The 16,327-nt window shown below is 46.9% G+C and carries 12 protein-coding genes; 9 read left to right on the forward strand and 3 right to left on the reverse strand.

The features are described 5' to 3' along the window. The first annotated feature begins 121 nt into the window (after nucleotides 1-121). Entirely contained in the window at nucleotides 122-2,398 is a 2,277-nt protein-coding gene (gene katG / locus LZG74_RS19295) for a catalase/peroxidase HPI (RefSeq protein ID WP_255699418.1), read from the forward strand. 94 nt (nucleotides 2,399-2,492) lie between these two features. Here katG and LZG74_RS19300 read toward each other — a convergent pair whose 3' ends face one another. After that, nucleotides 2,493-4,565, reverse strand: a complete 2,073-nt coding sequence (locus tag LZG74_RS19300) for a HAMP domain-containing sensor histidine kinase (RefSeq protein WP_233798147.1) — start codon at nucleotides 4,563-4,565, stop codon at nucleotides 2,493-2,495. Between the two features lie 118 nt (nucleotides 4,566-4,683). Here LZG74_RS19300 and LZG74_RS19305 point away from each other — a divergent pair, with 118 nt between their 5' ends. The 4 genes from LZG74_RS19305 (at nucleotide 4,684) to LZG74_RS19320 (ending at nucleotide 6,556) form a co-directional block, all read left to right on the forward strand. Beyond that, on the forward strand, nucleotides 4,684-5,007 hold the full coding sequence (locus tag LZG74_RS19305; protein WP_233798148.1) for a helix-turn-helix transcriptional regulator: 324 nt from the start codon (nucleotides 4,684-4,686) through the stop codon (nucleotides 5,005-5,007). Between the two features lies 1 nt (nucleotide 5,008). Continuing rightward, nucleotides 5,009-5,491 (forward strand): SRPBCC domain-containing protein, encoded by a 483-nt coding sequence (locus tag LZG74_RS19310; protein WP_233798149.1) that lies wholly within the window; start codon nucleotides 5,009-5,011, stop codon nucleotides 5,489-5,491. Nucleotides 5,492-5,498: 7 nt separating this feature from the next. After that, nucleotides 5,499-5,879: a DoxX family protein gene (locus LZG74_RS19315; protein WP_233798150.1), complete on the forward strand. Its 381-nt coding sequence runs from the start codon at nucleotides 5,499-5,501 to the stop codon at nucleotides 5,877-5,879. A gap of 113 nt (nucleotides 5,880-5,992) precedes the next feature. Further along, complete coding sequence (locus tag LZG74_RS19320; protein WP_233798151.1) at nucleotides 5,993-6,556, forward strand: DUF4256 domain-containing protein; 564 nt, start codon at nucleotides 5,993-5,995, stop codon at nucleotides 6,554-6,556. Nucleotides 6,557-6,570: 14 nt separating this feature from the next. Here the strand turns inward: LZG74_RS19320 and LZG74_RS19325 are convergent, their stop codons facing one another. Continuing rightward, nucleotides 6,571-7,602 (reverse strand): hypothetical protein, encoded by a 1,032-nt coding sequence (locus LZG74_RS19325; RefSeq protein ID WP_233798152.1) that lies wholly within the window; start codon nucleotides 7,600-7,602, stop codon nucleotides 6,571-6,573. Nucleotides 7,603-7,834: 232 nt separating this feature from the next. Here LZG74_RS19325 and LZG74_RS19330 point away from each other — a divergent pair, with 232 nt between their 5' ends. Continuing rightward, on the forward strand, nucleotides 7,835-10,192 hold the full coding sequence (locus tag LZG74_RS19330; protein ID WP_233798153.1) for an ABC transporter permease: 2,358 nt from the start codon (nucleotides 7,835-7,837) through the stop codon (nucleotides 10,190-10,192). Between the two features lie 34 nt (nucleotides 10,193-10,226). Here the strand turns inward: LZG74_RS19330 and LZG74_RS19335 are convergent, their stop codons facing one another. Further along, entirely contained in the window at nucleotides 10,227-12,830 is a 2,604-nt protein-coding gene (locus LZG74_RS19335; protein ID WP_233798154.1) for a VWA domain-containing protein, read from the reverse strand. A 158-nt stretch (nucleotides 12,831-12,988) separates the two neighbouring features. On the opposite strand from LZG74_RS19335, the gene LZG74_RS19340 reads away from it, so the two are divergent. The 3 genes from LZG74_RS19340 to LZG74_RS19350 all read left to right on the forward strand — a co-directional run bounded on the left by LZG74_RS19340 (nucleotide 12,989) and on the right by LZG74_RS19350 (nucleotide 16,283). Further along, entirely contained in the window at nucleotides 12,989-13,996 is a 1,008-nt protein-coding gene (locus LZG74_RS19340) for an aldo/keto reductase (RefSeq protein ID WP_233798155.1), read from the forward strand. Nucleotides 13,997-13,999: 3 nt separating this feature from the next. Next, the gene (locus LZG74_RS19345) at nucleotides 14,000-14,911 is read left to right on the forward strand and encodes an AraC family transcriptional regulator (protein ID WP_233798156.1); all 912 of its coding nucleotides are present in this window, start codon (nucleotides 14,000-14,002) and stop codon (nucleotides 14,909-14,911) included. A 142-nt stretch (nucleotides 14,912-15,053) separates the two neighbouring features. Next, on the forward strand, nucleotides 15,054-16,283 hold the full coding sequence (locus LZG74_RS19350) for a GDSL-type esterase/lipase family protein (protein ID WP_233798157.1): 1,230 nt from the start codon (nucleotides 15,054-15,056) through the stop codon (nucleotides 16,281-16,283). Nucleotides 16,284-16,327: the final 44 nt, after the last annotated feature.

A 16,327-nucleotide genomic window follows, 5' to 3' on the forward strand; every position in this document is an offset into this window, starting at 1 on the left:
CATAGAATAGATTTTTCCTATTAATTTATAGAATTAATCGATTGTGATTATCCTTTCCAAAAGCATAACTTGCCAATCACAAGTTAAGATGCGTGAGATTTTTCAACTATAACCTCATAAAATGGATAAGGACCTGAATAACATTGACAAATGCCCGTTTCTGAACGGCTCTATGGACAGTCATGCTGCCGGCGGTGGCACCAGAAACCGCGACTGGTGGCCTAACCAATTGAAGCTGAGTGTACTGCGCCAGCATTCGTCCAAGACCAACCCGCTCGAAGCAGACTTTGATTATGCGGAAGCTTTCAAAAGTCTTGATCTGCAAGCTGTAAAGGCGGACCTGACAGCGCTTATGACGGATTCACAGGACTGGTGGCCAGCGGATTTCGGACATTACGGGCCGCTTTTTATCCGGATGGCCTGGCACAGTGCAGGAACTTACCGCGTGTTCGATGGCCGCGGAGGCGGTGGTTCTGGACAGCAACGTTTTGCGCCGCTGAACAGCTGGCCGGACAATGTGAGTCTGGATAAAGCGCGTCGTTTGCTTTGGCCTATCAAACAAAAATACGGACAGAAGCTTTCCTGGGCGGATTTGCTTATTCTTACGGGTAATGTCGCCCTGGAATCCATGGGCTTTAAAACATTTGGCTTTGCAGGCGGTCGTGCAGACGTTTGGGAGCCCGATGAAGACGTTTACTGGGGAGCGGAAACTACCTGGCTGGGCAATGATCACCGTTATGCAAAAGGTGTAGCAGGCGTTGCAGGACATGGTGTTGTATCATCGGACGAGAATCCAGGAGAAGGAATCCACTCGCGTACGCTAGAAAAACCGCTTGGCGCCGCGCATATGGGCCTTATTTATGTAAACCCGGAAGGGCCGGATGGAAATCCAGACCCTATTGCAGCAGCAAAAGATATTCGCGACACATTCGGCCGCATGGCAATGAACGACGAGGAAACGGTTGCACTGATCGCTGGTGGACACAGTTTTGGTAAAACCCACGGCGCCGCACCTTCGGATCACGTGGGCAACGAGCCTGAGGCGGCGGATGTAGATGCACAGGGATTAGGATGGAGCAACAGCTTCCGTTCGGGCCGTGGCGCGGATACGATTACCAGCGGATTGGAAGTAACCTGGACAACCACACCTACGCAGTGGAGCAACAATTTCTTTGAAAACCTGTTTGCATTCGAATGGGAACTAACAAAAAGCCCGGGAGGTGCGCACCAGTGGGTTGCCAAAAATGCGGGCGACATTATCCCCGATGCTTATGACAGCAGCAAAAAGCACGCTCCGACGATGCTGACCACGGACCTGGCATTAAAGCTGGATCCCGAGTACGAAAAAATATCAAGACAGTTCCTGGAAAATCCGGACGCATTTGCAGATGCATTTGCCCGTGCGTGGTTCAAGCTTACGCACCGTGATATGGGTCCGCGTGCGCGTTACCTGGGACCGGAAGTGCCCGAGGAAGTGCTGATCTGGCAAGATCCTATTCCGGCGGTGGACCATACATTGGTTGATGCCGGCGACATTTCCGCTCTGAAATCGAATATCCTTGCATCAGGTCTGACGGTTTCTGAACTTGTTTCCGCAGCCTGGGCCTCGGCTTCTACATTCCGCGGTTCCGACAAGCGCGGCGGTGCCAATGGTGCACGCGTTCGTTTGGCCCCGCAAAAAGACTGGAGAGTGAACAATCCCGTACAATTGCAGAAAGTGCTTAGCGTTTTGGAAAGCATTCAAGGCGAGTTTAACAGCACGCAGACGGGCGGCAAGAAAGTGTCCCTGGCGGACCTGATCGTTTTGGCAGGATCGGCAGCTGTGGAAAAGGCGGCTCAGGAAGCGGGTCATGCCGTTACGGTTCCTTTTACACCCGGCCGCATGGATGCTTCTCAGGAGCAAACAGACATTGAATCAGTAAGTTATCTTGAACCTACTGCGGATGGTTTCCGTAATTACCGGGGCACAACTTATGCGGTTTCAACGGAAGAATTGCTGATTGACAAAGCACAACTGCTGACATTGACAGCACCGGAGCTGACCGTTCTGGTGGGTGGATTGCGCGCATTGAGCATCAACTTCGACGGCTCCAAAAATGGTGTGTTCACAGAACGTCCGGGTAAGTTAACCAACGACTTTTTTGTCAACCTCTTGGATATGAACACTTCCTGGAAAGCCATGGGAGAGGATAAGGAAGTGTATCTCGGAAGCGATCGCTCCACAGGGCAGCCTAAATGGACGGCAACCCGCGCGGATCTTGTTTTCGGTTCCAATTCTGAGTTAAGGGCTGTTGCAGAAGTATATGCAAGTGCCGACGCAGGTGCCAAATTCGCAAAGGATTTTGTGGCGGCATGGGCAAAAGTGATGAATCTTGACAGATTTGATCTGGCCAAGTAAGCCAGTCTGGTTATTATCCAGCTAGCTTTTTATAAAGGTAGGGTCGTGCCGGTTAGCCGGGACGACCCTTTTTATTTATTTTATGTTTTGTAAATCAAATTGGCAATTCCACAAAAAACGTAGTTCCCCGCTCTTTCCCGGATTCAAACCAGATCCGGCCATCGTGCGCTTCTACAATTTGCTTGCATATGGAAAGTCCGATTCCATACGATTGCTCACCAGCCGTCCCGGATCTGTTAGCACTGCCCAAAGGCAAAAATACTTCGTCTTTCAGGCTTTCCGGTATGCCTATCCCATTGTCTTCGATGGTTAACAGGACCTTTTCATCCTGTTTTTTAAGATTAATACGGATCGTCCCACCTTTTTGTGAAAATTTGATGGCATTACTAAGAAGATTGCAGAATACGCGCCAGATCTTTTCCCTGTCAACCGGCACCATAACCTGCTCATAATGATAATCCAGCCTTTGCTGTTTTTCAATGGCTTTGTGGCTGAGCATATCAATACAGGACTGGACGATCTCCTGTAATGCAACCTCACTTTTCGCAACCCGTTTGCGATCAGAGCTGGATTGGAGAATCTGACTGATCAGCGTATTGGCCTTACCGGCCGATTGTTGAATGCTAGTGATGAGTTCTGTTTGTTCTTCTGTTGGCTTTTCATCCCAAAACACAAGTTGAGAAGCGGAAGTAATGGCCGCGATCGGGTTGCGCAAATCGTGTGCGACGATCTTCAAAACGTGTTCATTCTCAATCTCAGCTTGTTCCAGCGCATTTACGGTGTCTTGCAATACGATGTTGCTTTGCGTGATTACTTTGTTCAAATCAGTAACAGCGCGCAAATTATTTAAACTTTTTCGGGCAATGCGCCATATCAGGTAGGCAATCACCGCCAGGGTGACAGATAGCAAAATGCTGAATACGAGCAGCAGAGCCTTACGCGTATCTTGTTCCTCGACGAGCTCTTCTTCGTGTTGATTCTGGATTTGTTGCAGCAGTTGCCCTACATCGCTTCTGTTTTCCACATTCTTTTTCAATTTCATCACCCGGTCGGCTTCCATACCTGCGATGAGCATCTTTCCTGCATCTTCAAATTTTCCTTGTCCAAACAAGATAGAGGCTTCCATTTTTTGATAAAGAATCACATTAGCAGGATGATTCAATGCGCCCGGCAACTTTTTCAGTATTGTAAGCTCCTCTGCGGCTTTGTCAAATTTTTTGGTCTTAATAAAAATTCTGGTAAGCAACTGCCGCGATTCCTGTTCTACTTCTAATGACCAGTCAATTTCCGGGTCATGCATCAGGCATTTTTTGATGAGCTTTTCAGCAGTTTCCATATCGCCCTTTAAGAAATAGGCCTCCGCCTCGTTCCTTACCATCACAATCCGCGCGAACCGGATATAGTTCTGTTCTTTTGGAAACTCTGACGAGTGTTTATTAATAAAGTCACTGGCTTGCTGAAAATATTGCAAGGCAATATCCGGCTCATTAAGGTAAAGATGCGCTATCCCAATGTTCCTCAGGCTGCCTTGCATCTCAATAAATTCAAGCTGAAAATTGCCCGACTGCTTACATTCAGCCAACTCTTTCAGTTCATGTTTCCAATATTCTATGGCCTGGTAATAGTTTTCTTCTTTAAAGGAAATGCTGGCGATCCGGCTGCTATATCGGGCACATTCACACGTTTCGCCGAGACTGGTCAAAAAGGATTTGCCGTGATAATAGTTGCGGTAGGCCTGGTAAAATCTTTTCTGTTTTAACAAATCATCCCCTTTCAAAAGCAATGCTTTGGAGTATTCAGCAGGAAATTGCTGGCGGATCTGCGCAGTCGGAAACAGTTGTAGTAAGCTATCCGTGTAACTCAGCGCATTTTCCGTCAATGTTGAATCCCTGTGGCTGAGGACCTTCATGAATTTGTAGTAGCGCATGCGGTCACTTAACGTCTGATCGTCAATTGTGGTCATTAGCGAGTCAAATGTCACGATGCATTTTTTAATCCCAATCTTGCGAGAATCGCGGTCCAGGCTATCAATCCATGCGTCCATAACTTGTTCATGATCCCCTTTTGTTGATGTTTTGCAGCCTGTAAAACCAAGAATTAGCAGAAGCCCGGCAAGAATAATGTTGTATTTGTTCAAAAAAGTAAGCTGATAGAAGTAATCCATCATTAATAGAGTGATAGTTTGAGCGACGGAAGCTAACAACAAAGCAGGCTTAAAAAAAATTTAATGAAAAATTTGCGTAGCTAAATGACTACACTTAAATTCGTAGCCAAATAGCTACACAATGAATTTAAGACGAGATGTTTTCCAGGCCATAGCAGATCCGACGAGAAGGGCCATCCTTCTTTTGGTTGCGACGCAGACCATGACAGCTGGCGCCATTGCGGCCAATTTCGATACGGCCAGACCTACGGTTTCCAAACATTTGGCAATTCTTACCGAATGTGAGTTGCTCGAACAGCACCAGAATGGGCGGGAGATTTACTATCACATTAATGCAAAGAAGATGAAAGAAGTGGCCGATTTCATCGAACCGTTCCGCAATATGTGGGACGACCGGTTTAACAAGCTGGAAGCGATTATGAAAAATTATCAATCAAATAAATGATATGGAACGCAAAACCAAGGTTCACGCCGAAGACGGCAAGCAGGAAATTTTCATCACCAGGGAGTTTGATCTGCCGCTGGATTTACTTTTCAAAGCTTACACGGAGCCGGAGATCGTAGCGCAATGGATGGGAACAAAAGTGGTGAAAATGGAGAACAGGAAACATGGCGCCTACGAGTTCGAGACATCCGATGCGCAGGGCAATGTTGTATTCAGGGCCAATGGTGTGTTTCCGGAATATATTCCCAACCAAAGAATTACCCGGACATTTGAAATGGAAAATACGCCGGGCTCTCCGTTCCAGTTTGCCGTTCAGCTCGAATTCCTGGAATTCGAAAAGATCACACACGAAACCAGCAAGCTGACCATGCATCTGGTCTATAAAACAGTAGCGCTGCGCGACCAAACCTTGAAAATGCCATTCGCACAAGGTATTAATATGGCGCACAACAGATTGCAGGAAGTTGTATATCATTTAAAATAAGCCTATCATGACAAAGAGAAACAAGATTATTTACTGGATTGCAACTGTATGGCTCTCATTAGGCATGGTATCCAGCGGTGCTGTGCAGATCATCAAACTCAAAGAGGAAGTGGACATGATGACGCATCTGGGTTATCCGGTTTATTTTCTGACGATCATTGGTGTGTGGAAAATGCTTGGTGTGGTTGTAGTGCTGCTTCCCAGGCTGCCATTGGTCAAAGAATGGGCATATGCAGGCTTCTTCTTCACCATGTCCGGTGCTGTCTTTTCTCACATGGCGGCTGGCGACGGTGCTAAGGAATTTTTCGGACCCATATTATTAATTGTCCTGACAGTTGTTTCCTGGTATTTCAGGCCAGCGTCGCGGAAGCTGCCGGCAATAAATTAACACGTATCATCAGATAAGTTATTTCCCCCAACCGAAATTAGAATATAAATTATCATCGCTTTAATATTCAAAAATTCGTGTGCATCCGTGCATCCGTGGCATTTAAAACTACTATGAAAGATAAAAAACAGTTATCCGAGCAACAGACCAGCGAATTACTGGAAACATTAAAAGTCCGTTTTGAAAAGAATAAAAGCCGCCACGAAGGTCTGGATTGGAATAAAATCAAGGCAAAACTGGAAGCCGATCCTGAAAAGCTCTGGGTGCTGGACGAAATGGAAGTGACTGGTGGTGAGCCGGATGTAGTAGGTTACGATAAAAAGTCAGACGAATTCATTTTCTTTGATTGTTCGCCTGAAACCCCCAAAGACCGGAGAAGCCTGTGTTACGACCGGGCAGCCTGGGAGTCGAGAAAAGCCAACAAACCCGAAAACACCGCGATGGATATGGCTTCCGAAATGGGTGTGGAACTGCTGACAGAAGAAGAATATCAGCAATTGCAGGCATTAGGCAAGTTCGATCTGAAAACATCCAGCTGGTTGAAAACGCCTGCTAACGTCAGAAAATTGGGAGGCGCAATCTTCGGTGACCGACGTTTCGACCGCGTTTTTATTTACCATAACGGCGCCGATTCTTATTATGCAGCAAGGGGTTTCCGCGGTTCGCTCAGGGTTTAGAACATTATCCCCGGCTATTCGAGTAATTTCTCCTTAATCATAAATGCGGCAAGTTCCTGCGCGAAGCGCGTCGCACCGGCTTCGCTCAAATGACAGACATCGCAAAATAACGAAGAGTCAGCGGGCAGGCGCTTTTCCATGTCCATGAGTGTTACAGAGTAAGTTTGGGCTAATTTCCGGAGTATCTGATTGTGCCTGTCCACTCCCTTTCTAACATTTTCAGGACTTCCCCACATGGTAACAGGGGTCGCGAAGTTGCATTTGGCAAAGTGCTTCACATCGCTTGTATCGCCTTTAAGCGGATAGTTGGCGGGAAAATGAGAGGCATAACTCAAAAGAATTAGTTTCTCGCCTTTGCTGCGCGCTTTCCCGATAATCCTGTTCAGGTTACGCTCATACACCCGCCCGCTCCGTACCCGGGCTCCAAACTTTGCAAACGCCGGATCCACACCATATTGACTGAGATAAATCTTATGGTTAACCTTATCATTCACATAATGTATCACCTTATCACACAAGTAGGGAATAACGGTTACATTGATCTCAGGGTGGGCTAAAAGCAGGTAAATGTCGTCATACCATTTAATGTGCGCGTAATCTTCTTTGAAATTTATTGGCGGAATGTTGTTCGCGTGGCTGTCGTTAATGGCTTCGTAATAAATGACGAGATCAAACTTTTGCTTGTCCAGCAGATCGTACTTGATCCGATTATCCAGCGCGGTGTGGGCAGGAGCTGCTATGTTGTAAAATGCGAATTTTGCATGGCTTCCATATTTTTGTTTTAAAAGTGAGTCAAGCCTGGGTTCCAGATTAAGATATCCCGTGCTGATCACGGATCCCCCGAGAATCAGCACATCTTTGATTTCATCATTATTTCTGATCTTCATGGAATTCAGGACATCCATATTTGTATAGAACTTTTTGTAGAGAAAATCAGAAGGCCTTAAAAAAGGATAGCCCAAAAACGCCAGAGCGGATCTCAATATAAGCTCTGTGAAAATGAACAGGATCAGAAAGTAAACAATGTAAAAGGAAGCGCGCCTCATTGACCTAAGCATTTATGATGCCACAACAAGGAATTTAGGCTATCAAAAAGCAAAACGAATGTGTCACCGGCTGGTTTCAATTATTTACCGTGTTACCATAAAACGAACATCTTCCGTCCGAAAGCGTACAGTTTAGCATAGCAAAATATAGCATTGGAAGCTGAAAAGGCACCTGCTGGCAATGGAACAAATGTTTTGCAAACAAATAACATCCTTGACCTAAACCGATCATATGTTACAGAACTACTTCAAAATTGCGGTAAGAAACATCTGGAAACACCGGCTTTTTTCCTTCATCAATATATTCGGCCTGGCTTCGGGACTGATGGTCTGTTTTCTTGCCATTGCCCATATCAAAGGAGCGCTGGACTACGATCATTTTCATCCGAAAGGCGAACGCATTTACCGGATTATCACAGATGTGATCAGCAATGAAAACGACAAGACCGCCTTCGCAACAACACCATTGCCGCTGGCAGAAACACTAAAAAAGGATTACGGTTTTGTAGAGAACGCCGCACGCGTTGTCAGGACCTATGCCGAAGTGAAAGGCAACGATAAGCGGCTGGATTTTCTCACTTTCGCTGTTGATGTATCGTTTTTTCAAATGTTTGGCTATCCTGTTTTGAAAGGACAATTCCCAGCTGCGCCGGGTACGGCTGTGATCAGTCAGGCGACGGCGGAAAAGATTTTTGGCACACAGGATCCGGTTGGGCAGGTTTTGGAGCAGGAGGGGATCGCACCATCCGTGATTACGGCCGTAGTTCCCGACACCGCTTTTCGCAGCCATCTGAAATTTGATATCCTCTTTGCGCTGCCGGCAGACAAAATGAGCCTTTTCGATGAGGGAAAAGGCTGGAATGATTTCGGCAAAAGTTACACCTATATCTTGTTAAAAGAGGGCATTGCAGAAGGCCAGCTGGAAGAAACGCTGCCGTCCGTCGGCAAGCGGGAAAGTGCTAAACTGGCCCCCGGTGGCATAAAGTCTCTTGATTTTCGTGCACAACCACTCACCGATATTTCTCCGGCTATGGAGGAGTTAATGAACAGCACTTATGAGCCTCAGATCAGCGGACTGATGCTCGAAATGGCCGTCGGGCTGGTAACATTGCTGATGGCTGCATTCAATTACATTAACCTTACATTAGCCCGGTCCATGAGTCGCGCGCGTGAGGTTGGGATCCGGAAAACTTCCGGCGCGCTTCGCTGGCAGCTTTTAGGCCAGTTCATGGCGGAGTCGGTGATCCTTTCCTTGCTCGCGCTCATGCTTGCTTATATGATGCTCGAACTCGTGAAGCCGATGGCATTTGTACAGCAATGGCTGATTGGAGGCGTGGTCTGGGACTGGAAACTTTGGGCTGCCTTTATCATTTTCAGCATTGCAGCAGGGTTACTGGCAGGCATGATCCCCGCCAAAGTCCTTTCCAATTTCCAGCCTGCCGAAGTGCTCCGCAGCCGCAACGGCCTGAAAGTGATTCGTGGAATTTCACTCCGTAAGACATTGATTGTCTTACAATTCAGTATTTCGTTACTCGCGATGATCGCGCTCGTGACCATGATGCGACAGCAATATTACATGGCAACCGGCGATTACGGATTCCGGACAAAAAACGTACTGAACATTCCGTTAAACAGCATTTCATATGAAAGATTATCCAACGAAGTAAGCAAGCTGGCCGGCGTAGAACACGTTTCGGGCATATCTGAACCATTCGGCCATCACGGCGCCACGGAGCGAATTAGAATGAAACGTGGAGATGAGCAGACGATTCCTTCGTTTATCTGCGACGTGGCACCCGATTTTACCAAAACACTGCAATTAACATTGGTATCAGGACAGGATTTATCGAAAAAATCAGCATCCGGCAGGCACATACTGATCAATGAAGAAGCGGTCAAAAAGTTTAATCTTTTAGATAACAGATCGGCCATTGGCAAATCGATCTGGCTCAATGACAGCACAGAAGTTCAGATTGCCGGTGTGGTTAAAGATTTCCGCTTTACCAGCTTCAATTGGCATATCCGGCCGCTAATCATTCGCCCGCAAACGTCCGGCTTGCGTTACATGCACGTGGCAGTGACACCTGGTTCGAAGGATAGGGTTTTGGAAGAAACAAAGCGCATCTTTAAGCAACTGAAACCCTACGAAACTTTCGAGGGAAAATGGTTTGACGACTTCCTGTACGAGCGCCACGCGCACATGGACGACATCAGCTTCATGGCTTTACTGCTTGGCATTGCTTTCTCGATCGCCTGCCTCGGACTTCTCGGAATGGTTACCTATAACACCCAAACCCGCATTAAGGAGGTGGGCATCCGAAAAGTGATGGGCGCAGAAGTCGCACAGATCATCTGGCTTTTGTCCCGCGATTTCGTAAAATTGCTCACCATTGCTGGCGCCATTGCATTGCCACTCGGATATCTGGCTGGGTATGCATTTTTATTCAACTTTGCCTACCATGTCAGCATTGGTTTCGAAACATTAGGCCTTTGCTTCGGCGTCCTTTTGTTGCTAGGCGGGCTGATTATCAGCACCAGAACCTACAAGGCGGCAACTGGCAATCCGGTGGAGGCGCTCGGTAATGAGTAAATGTTCACAGGCTCAAATTGCGGTTCAGCGCGGGTCACTCAGTAGCAAGCCGCTTGCCTTGCGCTTCAATAATAAGTTGCAGATCAGCCGTTTCCTCGGTCACGTGCGCATATGTTCCTTTACCTGCCTGGCTAAGCTTTTTAAGTTTCTGACCAATGTTGGCGTGTCTGCCAAATGTGAAAATTGTTAAATAAAGGTCCTGCCGGGCATTTTGGCTGATCATTTGCATTACTTCGTCGCTTACCGGAAATTCGCCATCGGTAGCCAGAATGATCCGGTTACTACCGCCACGAATGTATTGTTTGTTGGCCGTTTTGTATGCCAGCTTAATCCCTTCATTGCCGTCTGTATCCCCATCAGATTGTAACAAATCGATCATCCGGGCGATTTCAGCGGATTGAGCGCCGGAAGTTGGTTTCAGGACCACGCGGGCTTTTCCTGAATAAAGCACAATTGAAATCTGGTCTTCGGGCCGTAGCAATGTCAGGAGGGATTTGATAGAACGTTTCAAAAGCGGCATTTTGTAAGGTGAGTTCATGGAAGAAGACACATCCAGCAAAAGCACCATGTTATTTGCCGCATAGCCGTCCAGAGAGCGGGTAACAACAGGCTCCGGTGCCATCGTTTTTGCCGGAACTGTCGCACTGGATTGATCTTTTTTTGACTGATCCAATTTTGAAAAAACAAAAAGATCCGGCTGGTTAATTACTTTGAGCAAACCTCCTTTGGCCAATTCTACAAACTTGTTGTATTGATAAACCAGCTCATTATTATAGAAATAATAAAACGACTCAAAAGGATTTCGCTTCACTCCCGGCGAAACGTTCGTCAGCTTTTGGGTCAATTCTGCAAAGCGACCCGAATTCGCCGCCAGATCTTCGTAAGGAGAGTAGGGGCAAAGGCCATTGCTGCGGCCGTATCGCCGTAATCCCTTCAGATTCTCATATTCGTCCTTGATCAGCTGCTGCATATGATCTTCGATTTTGGCCGTCGAAGGAATGTCTGCGGTTTCGTGTCTTAGCCATGCCTTTATACCAAACAAAACATCCCGATCATCGTCCATGGCTGCCTGCAATGCCTTCCCGGCAACAATCCATGAACTGGCGGGGTCCGCATGCGGATACATTTCATAAATGCGGCGAACGTCATTATAAAGCTGTTCTTTCTTTTTATCGAATGTGTCGAAAAGTGTAAGGTAGCGATCCAGAATGGCATCCGAACGCTGTAACTGGTCTTTCAGATATTGCTTTTCGGTTGTATAAGCGATCAGTTCAATGCTCAAACCATCCATTTCTTTCAGCACATCCATGAGCACTTCTGTTTGTGTATTAATAGAAGCGCGGTAGGGCTCGGGAACGGATTTGCTGGCCGTCATCAGCAAGGCATATGCGGAGGTGGGAATTATAAATTTCTCGTGCGAATATTCCAGGCTGGCGCGCGAACTGCTCTTTACCGGATTGCGGTAATACTCAGCAGAAGACTGATATTGGCGAAGCGTCAGCTGCAGCAAATGCATCTGCCGCAGCGACTCATTCACGAATTCAATGTAATCATTCAATGTCCGAAGCAATGCTGGCGGCGCAGGCCCGGTCGCCCTTTTTGTTTTAAAAGACAGGAGCGGCTGGTCTTCAAACGGAGCTGTGCCGGACGTATTTTTATCTTCTTTCAACACTTTTTGTTTTCCAAATGCCGGGCTGAACGCCGGATAGTAAAGCAGCCTGCGTTTGGTTAGGCTGTAAGTGACGAAAGATTTGTGAAATGCCAGCAGGTCCTGATTAAACTGGTTCATGAGCAGCACATAATAGCGATTTCCATGCTCGGCCGATTGCTTTGCCGAAAACGTGTAGTCATCAACTGCCCTGCCTTTTAATGATTGCATCGAAAGGATGGCCGCTTTGAATGCGATTAACATATCATCAGCCGGATACTCGAGCATGTGCAAGGTGCTATAAATGGTTTCGAGAAATTCTTCGTCGGCCAGCATGCTTTGCCGGATCGTTTCTACCGGCCAGTCGGCAGGTGTTTCTTCTTTTAAATTGTAGGGTAATGAATCGAGTAGTGCACGTTGACTGAGGATCACTTGCTCCATTGCTTTTTCGGTAACCAAATACGGGTCCGTCGCGGAGGAGGATTGGTGATTTTCGTAAATGTGTTGCACTTGCTTGTAAAGGGCATCTTTCTCATGGCCGAAGCGTTCAAATAAAGGTTGGATTTTAGCTACATATTCATCGGATTGTTTGAGATTATCTTTTTGATAGGCTTTCAGGCGCACATGCGTTTCCAGCTCCTTGAAAGCAACGTCTACCTCATTAAGCAAATCCCAGATCTCCTTTGCTTTTTTGTTCAAATGATCCATTTCCGCGGCCGGCAAGCCATTTACGGTCATTGCTTTTTTGAAATAATAATCTTCCAATGGTCCCGAAGAGGATAATCTCAGCTCCGAAACGGGCCTTTTGCTATACCGGCTTACTGCGTCCTGGTAGCCGGCCAGCATTTTAAAACGTGTGATGAGCGATTCGGACGATTTGTCCAGGAAGGTCACATAATGGTTCAGCGATTGGATGGGCGCTTCCGTTTGGGCGTGTGCGGCAGTGGATTTCATAACGAGAATGATCAGGAAAACATAGCAGTATCTCATGCTGTATAATGTATGCAGTGTATCGGTTGACAAGGGACGAATGTCGGAAAATTCATGTAAAAATGGCGTCCCGGCTTTTGGATACAACCTTCCCTGATTTGGATACAGCCCGATTTTTAGTTTACGGTAGTTTTGTATTGTACTAAAAGCAAAAAAAGATGAACATTAAAACAGTAAATTTAGGAAGCCAGGGCCTGGTAGTGCCCAATATAGGACTGGGTTGCATGGGCATGACGCAGATTGCGGGCGCTGATATTTACGGAAAAGCAGACGAAGGTGAGGCGATCAGAAGCATTCACCGCTCTCTGGAACTAGGCGGGAATTTCCTGGACACCGCCGATCTTTACGGCCCGCTATTGAACGAAAGGCTCATTGCAAAAGCGATTCATGGCAACCGGGATAGTTACATTATCGCCACGAAATTTGGTTTTGAAATTGATGACAATGAGCAGCTTACCTGGAAATTCAATGGAAAGCCGGATTATGTCAGGAAAGCCGTTGAGCGTTCGTTGAAAAATCTGGGAACGGATTACATTGACCTGTATTACCTGCACCGCCTGGATCCCGAAGTGCCTATCGAAGACACAGTTGGCGCTATGGCACAGCTGGTTAAGGAAGGAAAAGTGGGTTATCTGGGCCTTTCAGAGGTCTCTTCTCAAACCCTTCGGAAAGCAAATGCTACGCATCCGATCACAGCATTGCAAACAGAATATTCTTTGTTTGAAAGAACGGTGGAAGAAGCCGGAATTTTGGATACTTTGCGGGAGTTAGGCATTGGTTTCGTCGCTTATTCGCCGCTAGGACGTGGATTTATTTCTGGTGAAAGGATCAAAAGCCCGGACGATTTCCCTGCCAATGATTTCAGACGTTCGATCCCGCGTTTTCAGGGAGAGCAATTTTACAAAAACCTCGAACTCGCCGATGCGATCGAAAAGATGGCTTTGGAAAAAGGCGTTACCGCGTCGCAGCTTGCCATTGCATGGGTCATTGCAAAAGGGCATCTTCCGATTCCTGGAACGAAGCGCGTTAAATACATTGAAGAGAACATTGCGGCCGCAAACATTGTATTAACAGAAGCGGAAGTTGCAAATCTGGAAAGCATTGTGCCGCTGGGTGTTACAGGCGCACGTTACGACGAAGCCGGAATGGGCTGGATTGACGAATAACATATGAAAAAGCAAAGGAATAGTCCGCTGGTAATCAGCTCCATTGGTGAACTCCATCGCATGTATGGCATCAAGGAAATAGAGCACCCGATGGTGAGCGTTGTGCGCTTTGACGAGATCTACAATTCTCCCATCGACCTCAGCGACGGTTGTGTGCTCGATTTTTACATGATCGCGGTGAAGAAGGACTTTCAGGGCAAGGTCCGTTATGGGCAGAGTTATTATGATTTTGATGAGGGCGTCTTGTCCTTTATTTCGCCCGGCCAGCTTTGCTGGGAGGAACGGAACGACAGGCCTTGCTCGGGGTTTATGCTGATGTTCCATGCAGATTTCCTCCTGGGCTACCCGCTTGCAAAGGAGATCAAAAATTACAAATACTTCTCCTATGCTGTGAATGAGGCGCTTTATTTATCCAAAAAAGAGGAGAATGTGATTTATAACATTCTGGAAAATATTGAACAGGAATATAAAGCCAACATTGATAATTTCAGCCAGCGCGTTATCATTTCGCAAATAGAAGTGCTGCTTAACTATGCGGATCGTTTCTATCATAGGCAGTTCATCACGCGTAAAGCCGCGCATAACGACATGCTCGTAAAGCTCGAAGAATTGCTCGACGAACATTTCAGCAACAACGCAAATCTGGCATTGCCGACTGTGAAAGATGTAGCCTTAAAACTGAATGTCTCGCCCGATTACCTGAGCGATATGCTGCGCACTTACACAGGACTTAATACGCAGCAACACATTCATAACAAGCTTATTGAGAAGGCAAAAGGCATTTTGAGCACCACCAATCTTTCTATTGCCGAGATCGCCTATCAGCTGGGTTTCGAGCATCCGCAGTCTTTTAACAAAATCTTCAAACGCAAGACGGCGCTATCCCCGCTGGAATTCAGGCAGTCATTCAACTGATCCTCAATGCAATGCCCGCACAGCCAGACTTTCGACGGTCGTTGGAAAGCTGTGCGGGCATATATTTATGCCCCTCAACGGTTAACTTATCTCCGCATTCTACTTTATAGATTATAAAATAATAATCCTAAACCCAGAATGCATGAGAAAGACCCGGATAGCCGCTGTATTTGGCTATATTTTATTCCTGTTCAGTACATTACCAATCCCTTCCCTTTACGCCCAGACAAAACCCGCAACAGCCTTTACATTGAAAGACGGCGACCGGGTCGTATTCCTGGGCAGTTCCATTTTTGAAAACGATTTTCAGTATGGTTATCTGGAACTCGCCCTGACCACACGTTTTGCAGATAAGGGCGTGACATTCAGGAACCTGGGCTGGACGGGCGATAATGTTTGGGGAGAGGGAAGAAGCACTTATACCAACCCGCCCACGCCTTACGAACATTTGATGGAGGACATTACCAAGGCCCAGCCAACGGTTGTTTTCCTGGGTTACGGCGGCGTGGAAGCGCAGGACGGACAGGCAGGCTTGCCGCACTTCAAAGAAGGTTTGAACAAGCTTCTGGACAAGATCGAAGCTCTTGGTGCACAGGCTATTTTGCTATCCACGATCCCGGTCGTTTCCAGCGACACGGCGCAACGCATCGGCCAGCGCAATGCAGATCTGGAATTGTATTCCAAAGCCATTTCGGAAGTAGCAGCGCAGCGCAAAAAGCAGTTTATCGACATTTACAACCCGATCCTGAACGCTAGTAAAAAGGATTCTATCATTGAAAATACAGTGCATCTGAATGAGCTGGGTTACTACCATCTGGCCACGACACTTGAAAAAGCGCTGGGCCTGGACGCTGCAAAAGCCTCAACAGCCGTCAGTATCGCTAACAATAAAGCGGACGTTTCGAATGGTCGATCATTAACCCCGGATAAGGAGGGTGTTTTGGCGAGATTTGCGGTTGACAACAAATATCTGCCACTGCCTTCACCCAAATCCGCTGACTGGATCACAGATAATGCCCGGACAGTCAGGATATCAGGTTTGAAAAAGGGCTACTACGCATTGTTTTCAGAAAACGATCAGGTAGCATCGGCGTCAGCGAAGGATTGGGAAAAAGGTGTTGAGATAAAGCAAGGCCCTCAATTTGCCAAGGTTGCTGAAATCCGTAATATGATATTGAAAAAGAACGAATTACACTTTTTTCAATATCGTCCTTTGAACCAGACTTACATCATTGGTTTCCGCCGTTACGAACAAGGCCGTCATGTGAAAGGTCTCGAAGAGCAAAACATCCTGATCAAATGGCTCGAAGGCCAGATCATCCTCAACAGCGAGCCGAAGGAAGTGGTGTATGAGTTGAGAAAAATGGATTAGCCCCGGCTCCGCTCGGGCTGACAAACTATTAGATATACTTACAA

Source organism: Dyadobacter sp. CY327 (genome assembly GCF_021390415.1).
Classification (GTDB): Bacteria; Bacteroidota; Bacteroidia; order Cytophagales; family Spirosomataceae; genus Dyadobacter; species Dyadobacter chenhuakuii.

Excerpts from the sequence above, each read along its gene's own strand:
- LZG74_RS19345 (WP_233798156.1), top strand. The coding sequence starts at position 14,000 with ATGAAAAAGCAAAGGAATAGTCCGCTGGTAATCAGCTCCATTGGTGAA.
- LZG74_RS19310 (WP_233798149.1), top strand. The coding sequence starts at position 5,009 with ATGGAACGCAAAACCAAGGTTCACGCCGAAGACGGCAAGCAGGAAATT.
- LZG74_RS19330 (WP_233798153.1), top strand. The coding sequence starts at position 7,835 with ATGTTACAGAACTACTTCAAAATTGCGGTAAGAAACATCTGGAAACAC.
- LZG74_RS19350 (WP_233798157.1), top strand. The coding sequence starts at position 15,054 with ATGAGAAAGACCCGGATAGCCGCTGTATTTGGCTATATTTTATTCCTG.
- LZG74_RS19325 (WP_233798152.1), bottom strand. The coding sequence starts at position 7,602 with ATGAGGCGCGCTTCCTTTTACATTGTTTACTTTCTGATCCTGTTCATT.
- LZG74_RS19300 (WP_233798147.1), bottom strand. The coding sequence starts at position 4,565 with ATGATGGATTACTTCTATCAGCTTACTTTTTTGAACAAATACAACATT.
- LZG74_RS19335 (WP_233798154.1), bottom strand. The coding sequence starts at position 12,830 with ATGAGATACTGCTATGTTTTCCTGATCATTCTCGTTATGAAATCCACT.
- LZG74_RS19340 (WP_233798155.1), top strand. The coding sequence starts at position 12,989 with ATGAACATTAAAACAGTAAATTTAGGAAGCCAGGGCCTGGTAGTGCCC.
- LZG74_RS19320 (WP_233798151.1), top strand. The coding sequence starts at position 5,993 with ATGAAAGATAAAAAACAGTTATCCGAGCAACAGACCAGCGAATTACTG.
- LZG74_RS19305 (WP_233798148.1), top strand. The coding sequence starts at position 4,684 with ATGAATTTAAGACGAGATGTTTTCCAGGCCATAGCAGATCCGACGAGA.
- LZG74_RS19315 (WP_233798150.1), top strand. The coding sequence starts at position 5,499 with ATGACAAAGAGAAACAAGATTATTTACTGGATTGCAACTGTATGGCTC.
- katG (WP_255699418.1), top strand. The coding sequence starts at position 122 with ATGGATAAGGACCTGAATAACATTGACAAATGCCCGTTTCTGAACGGC.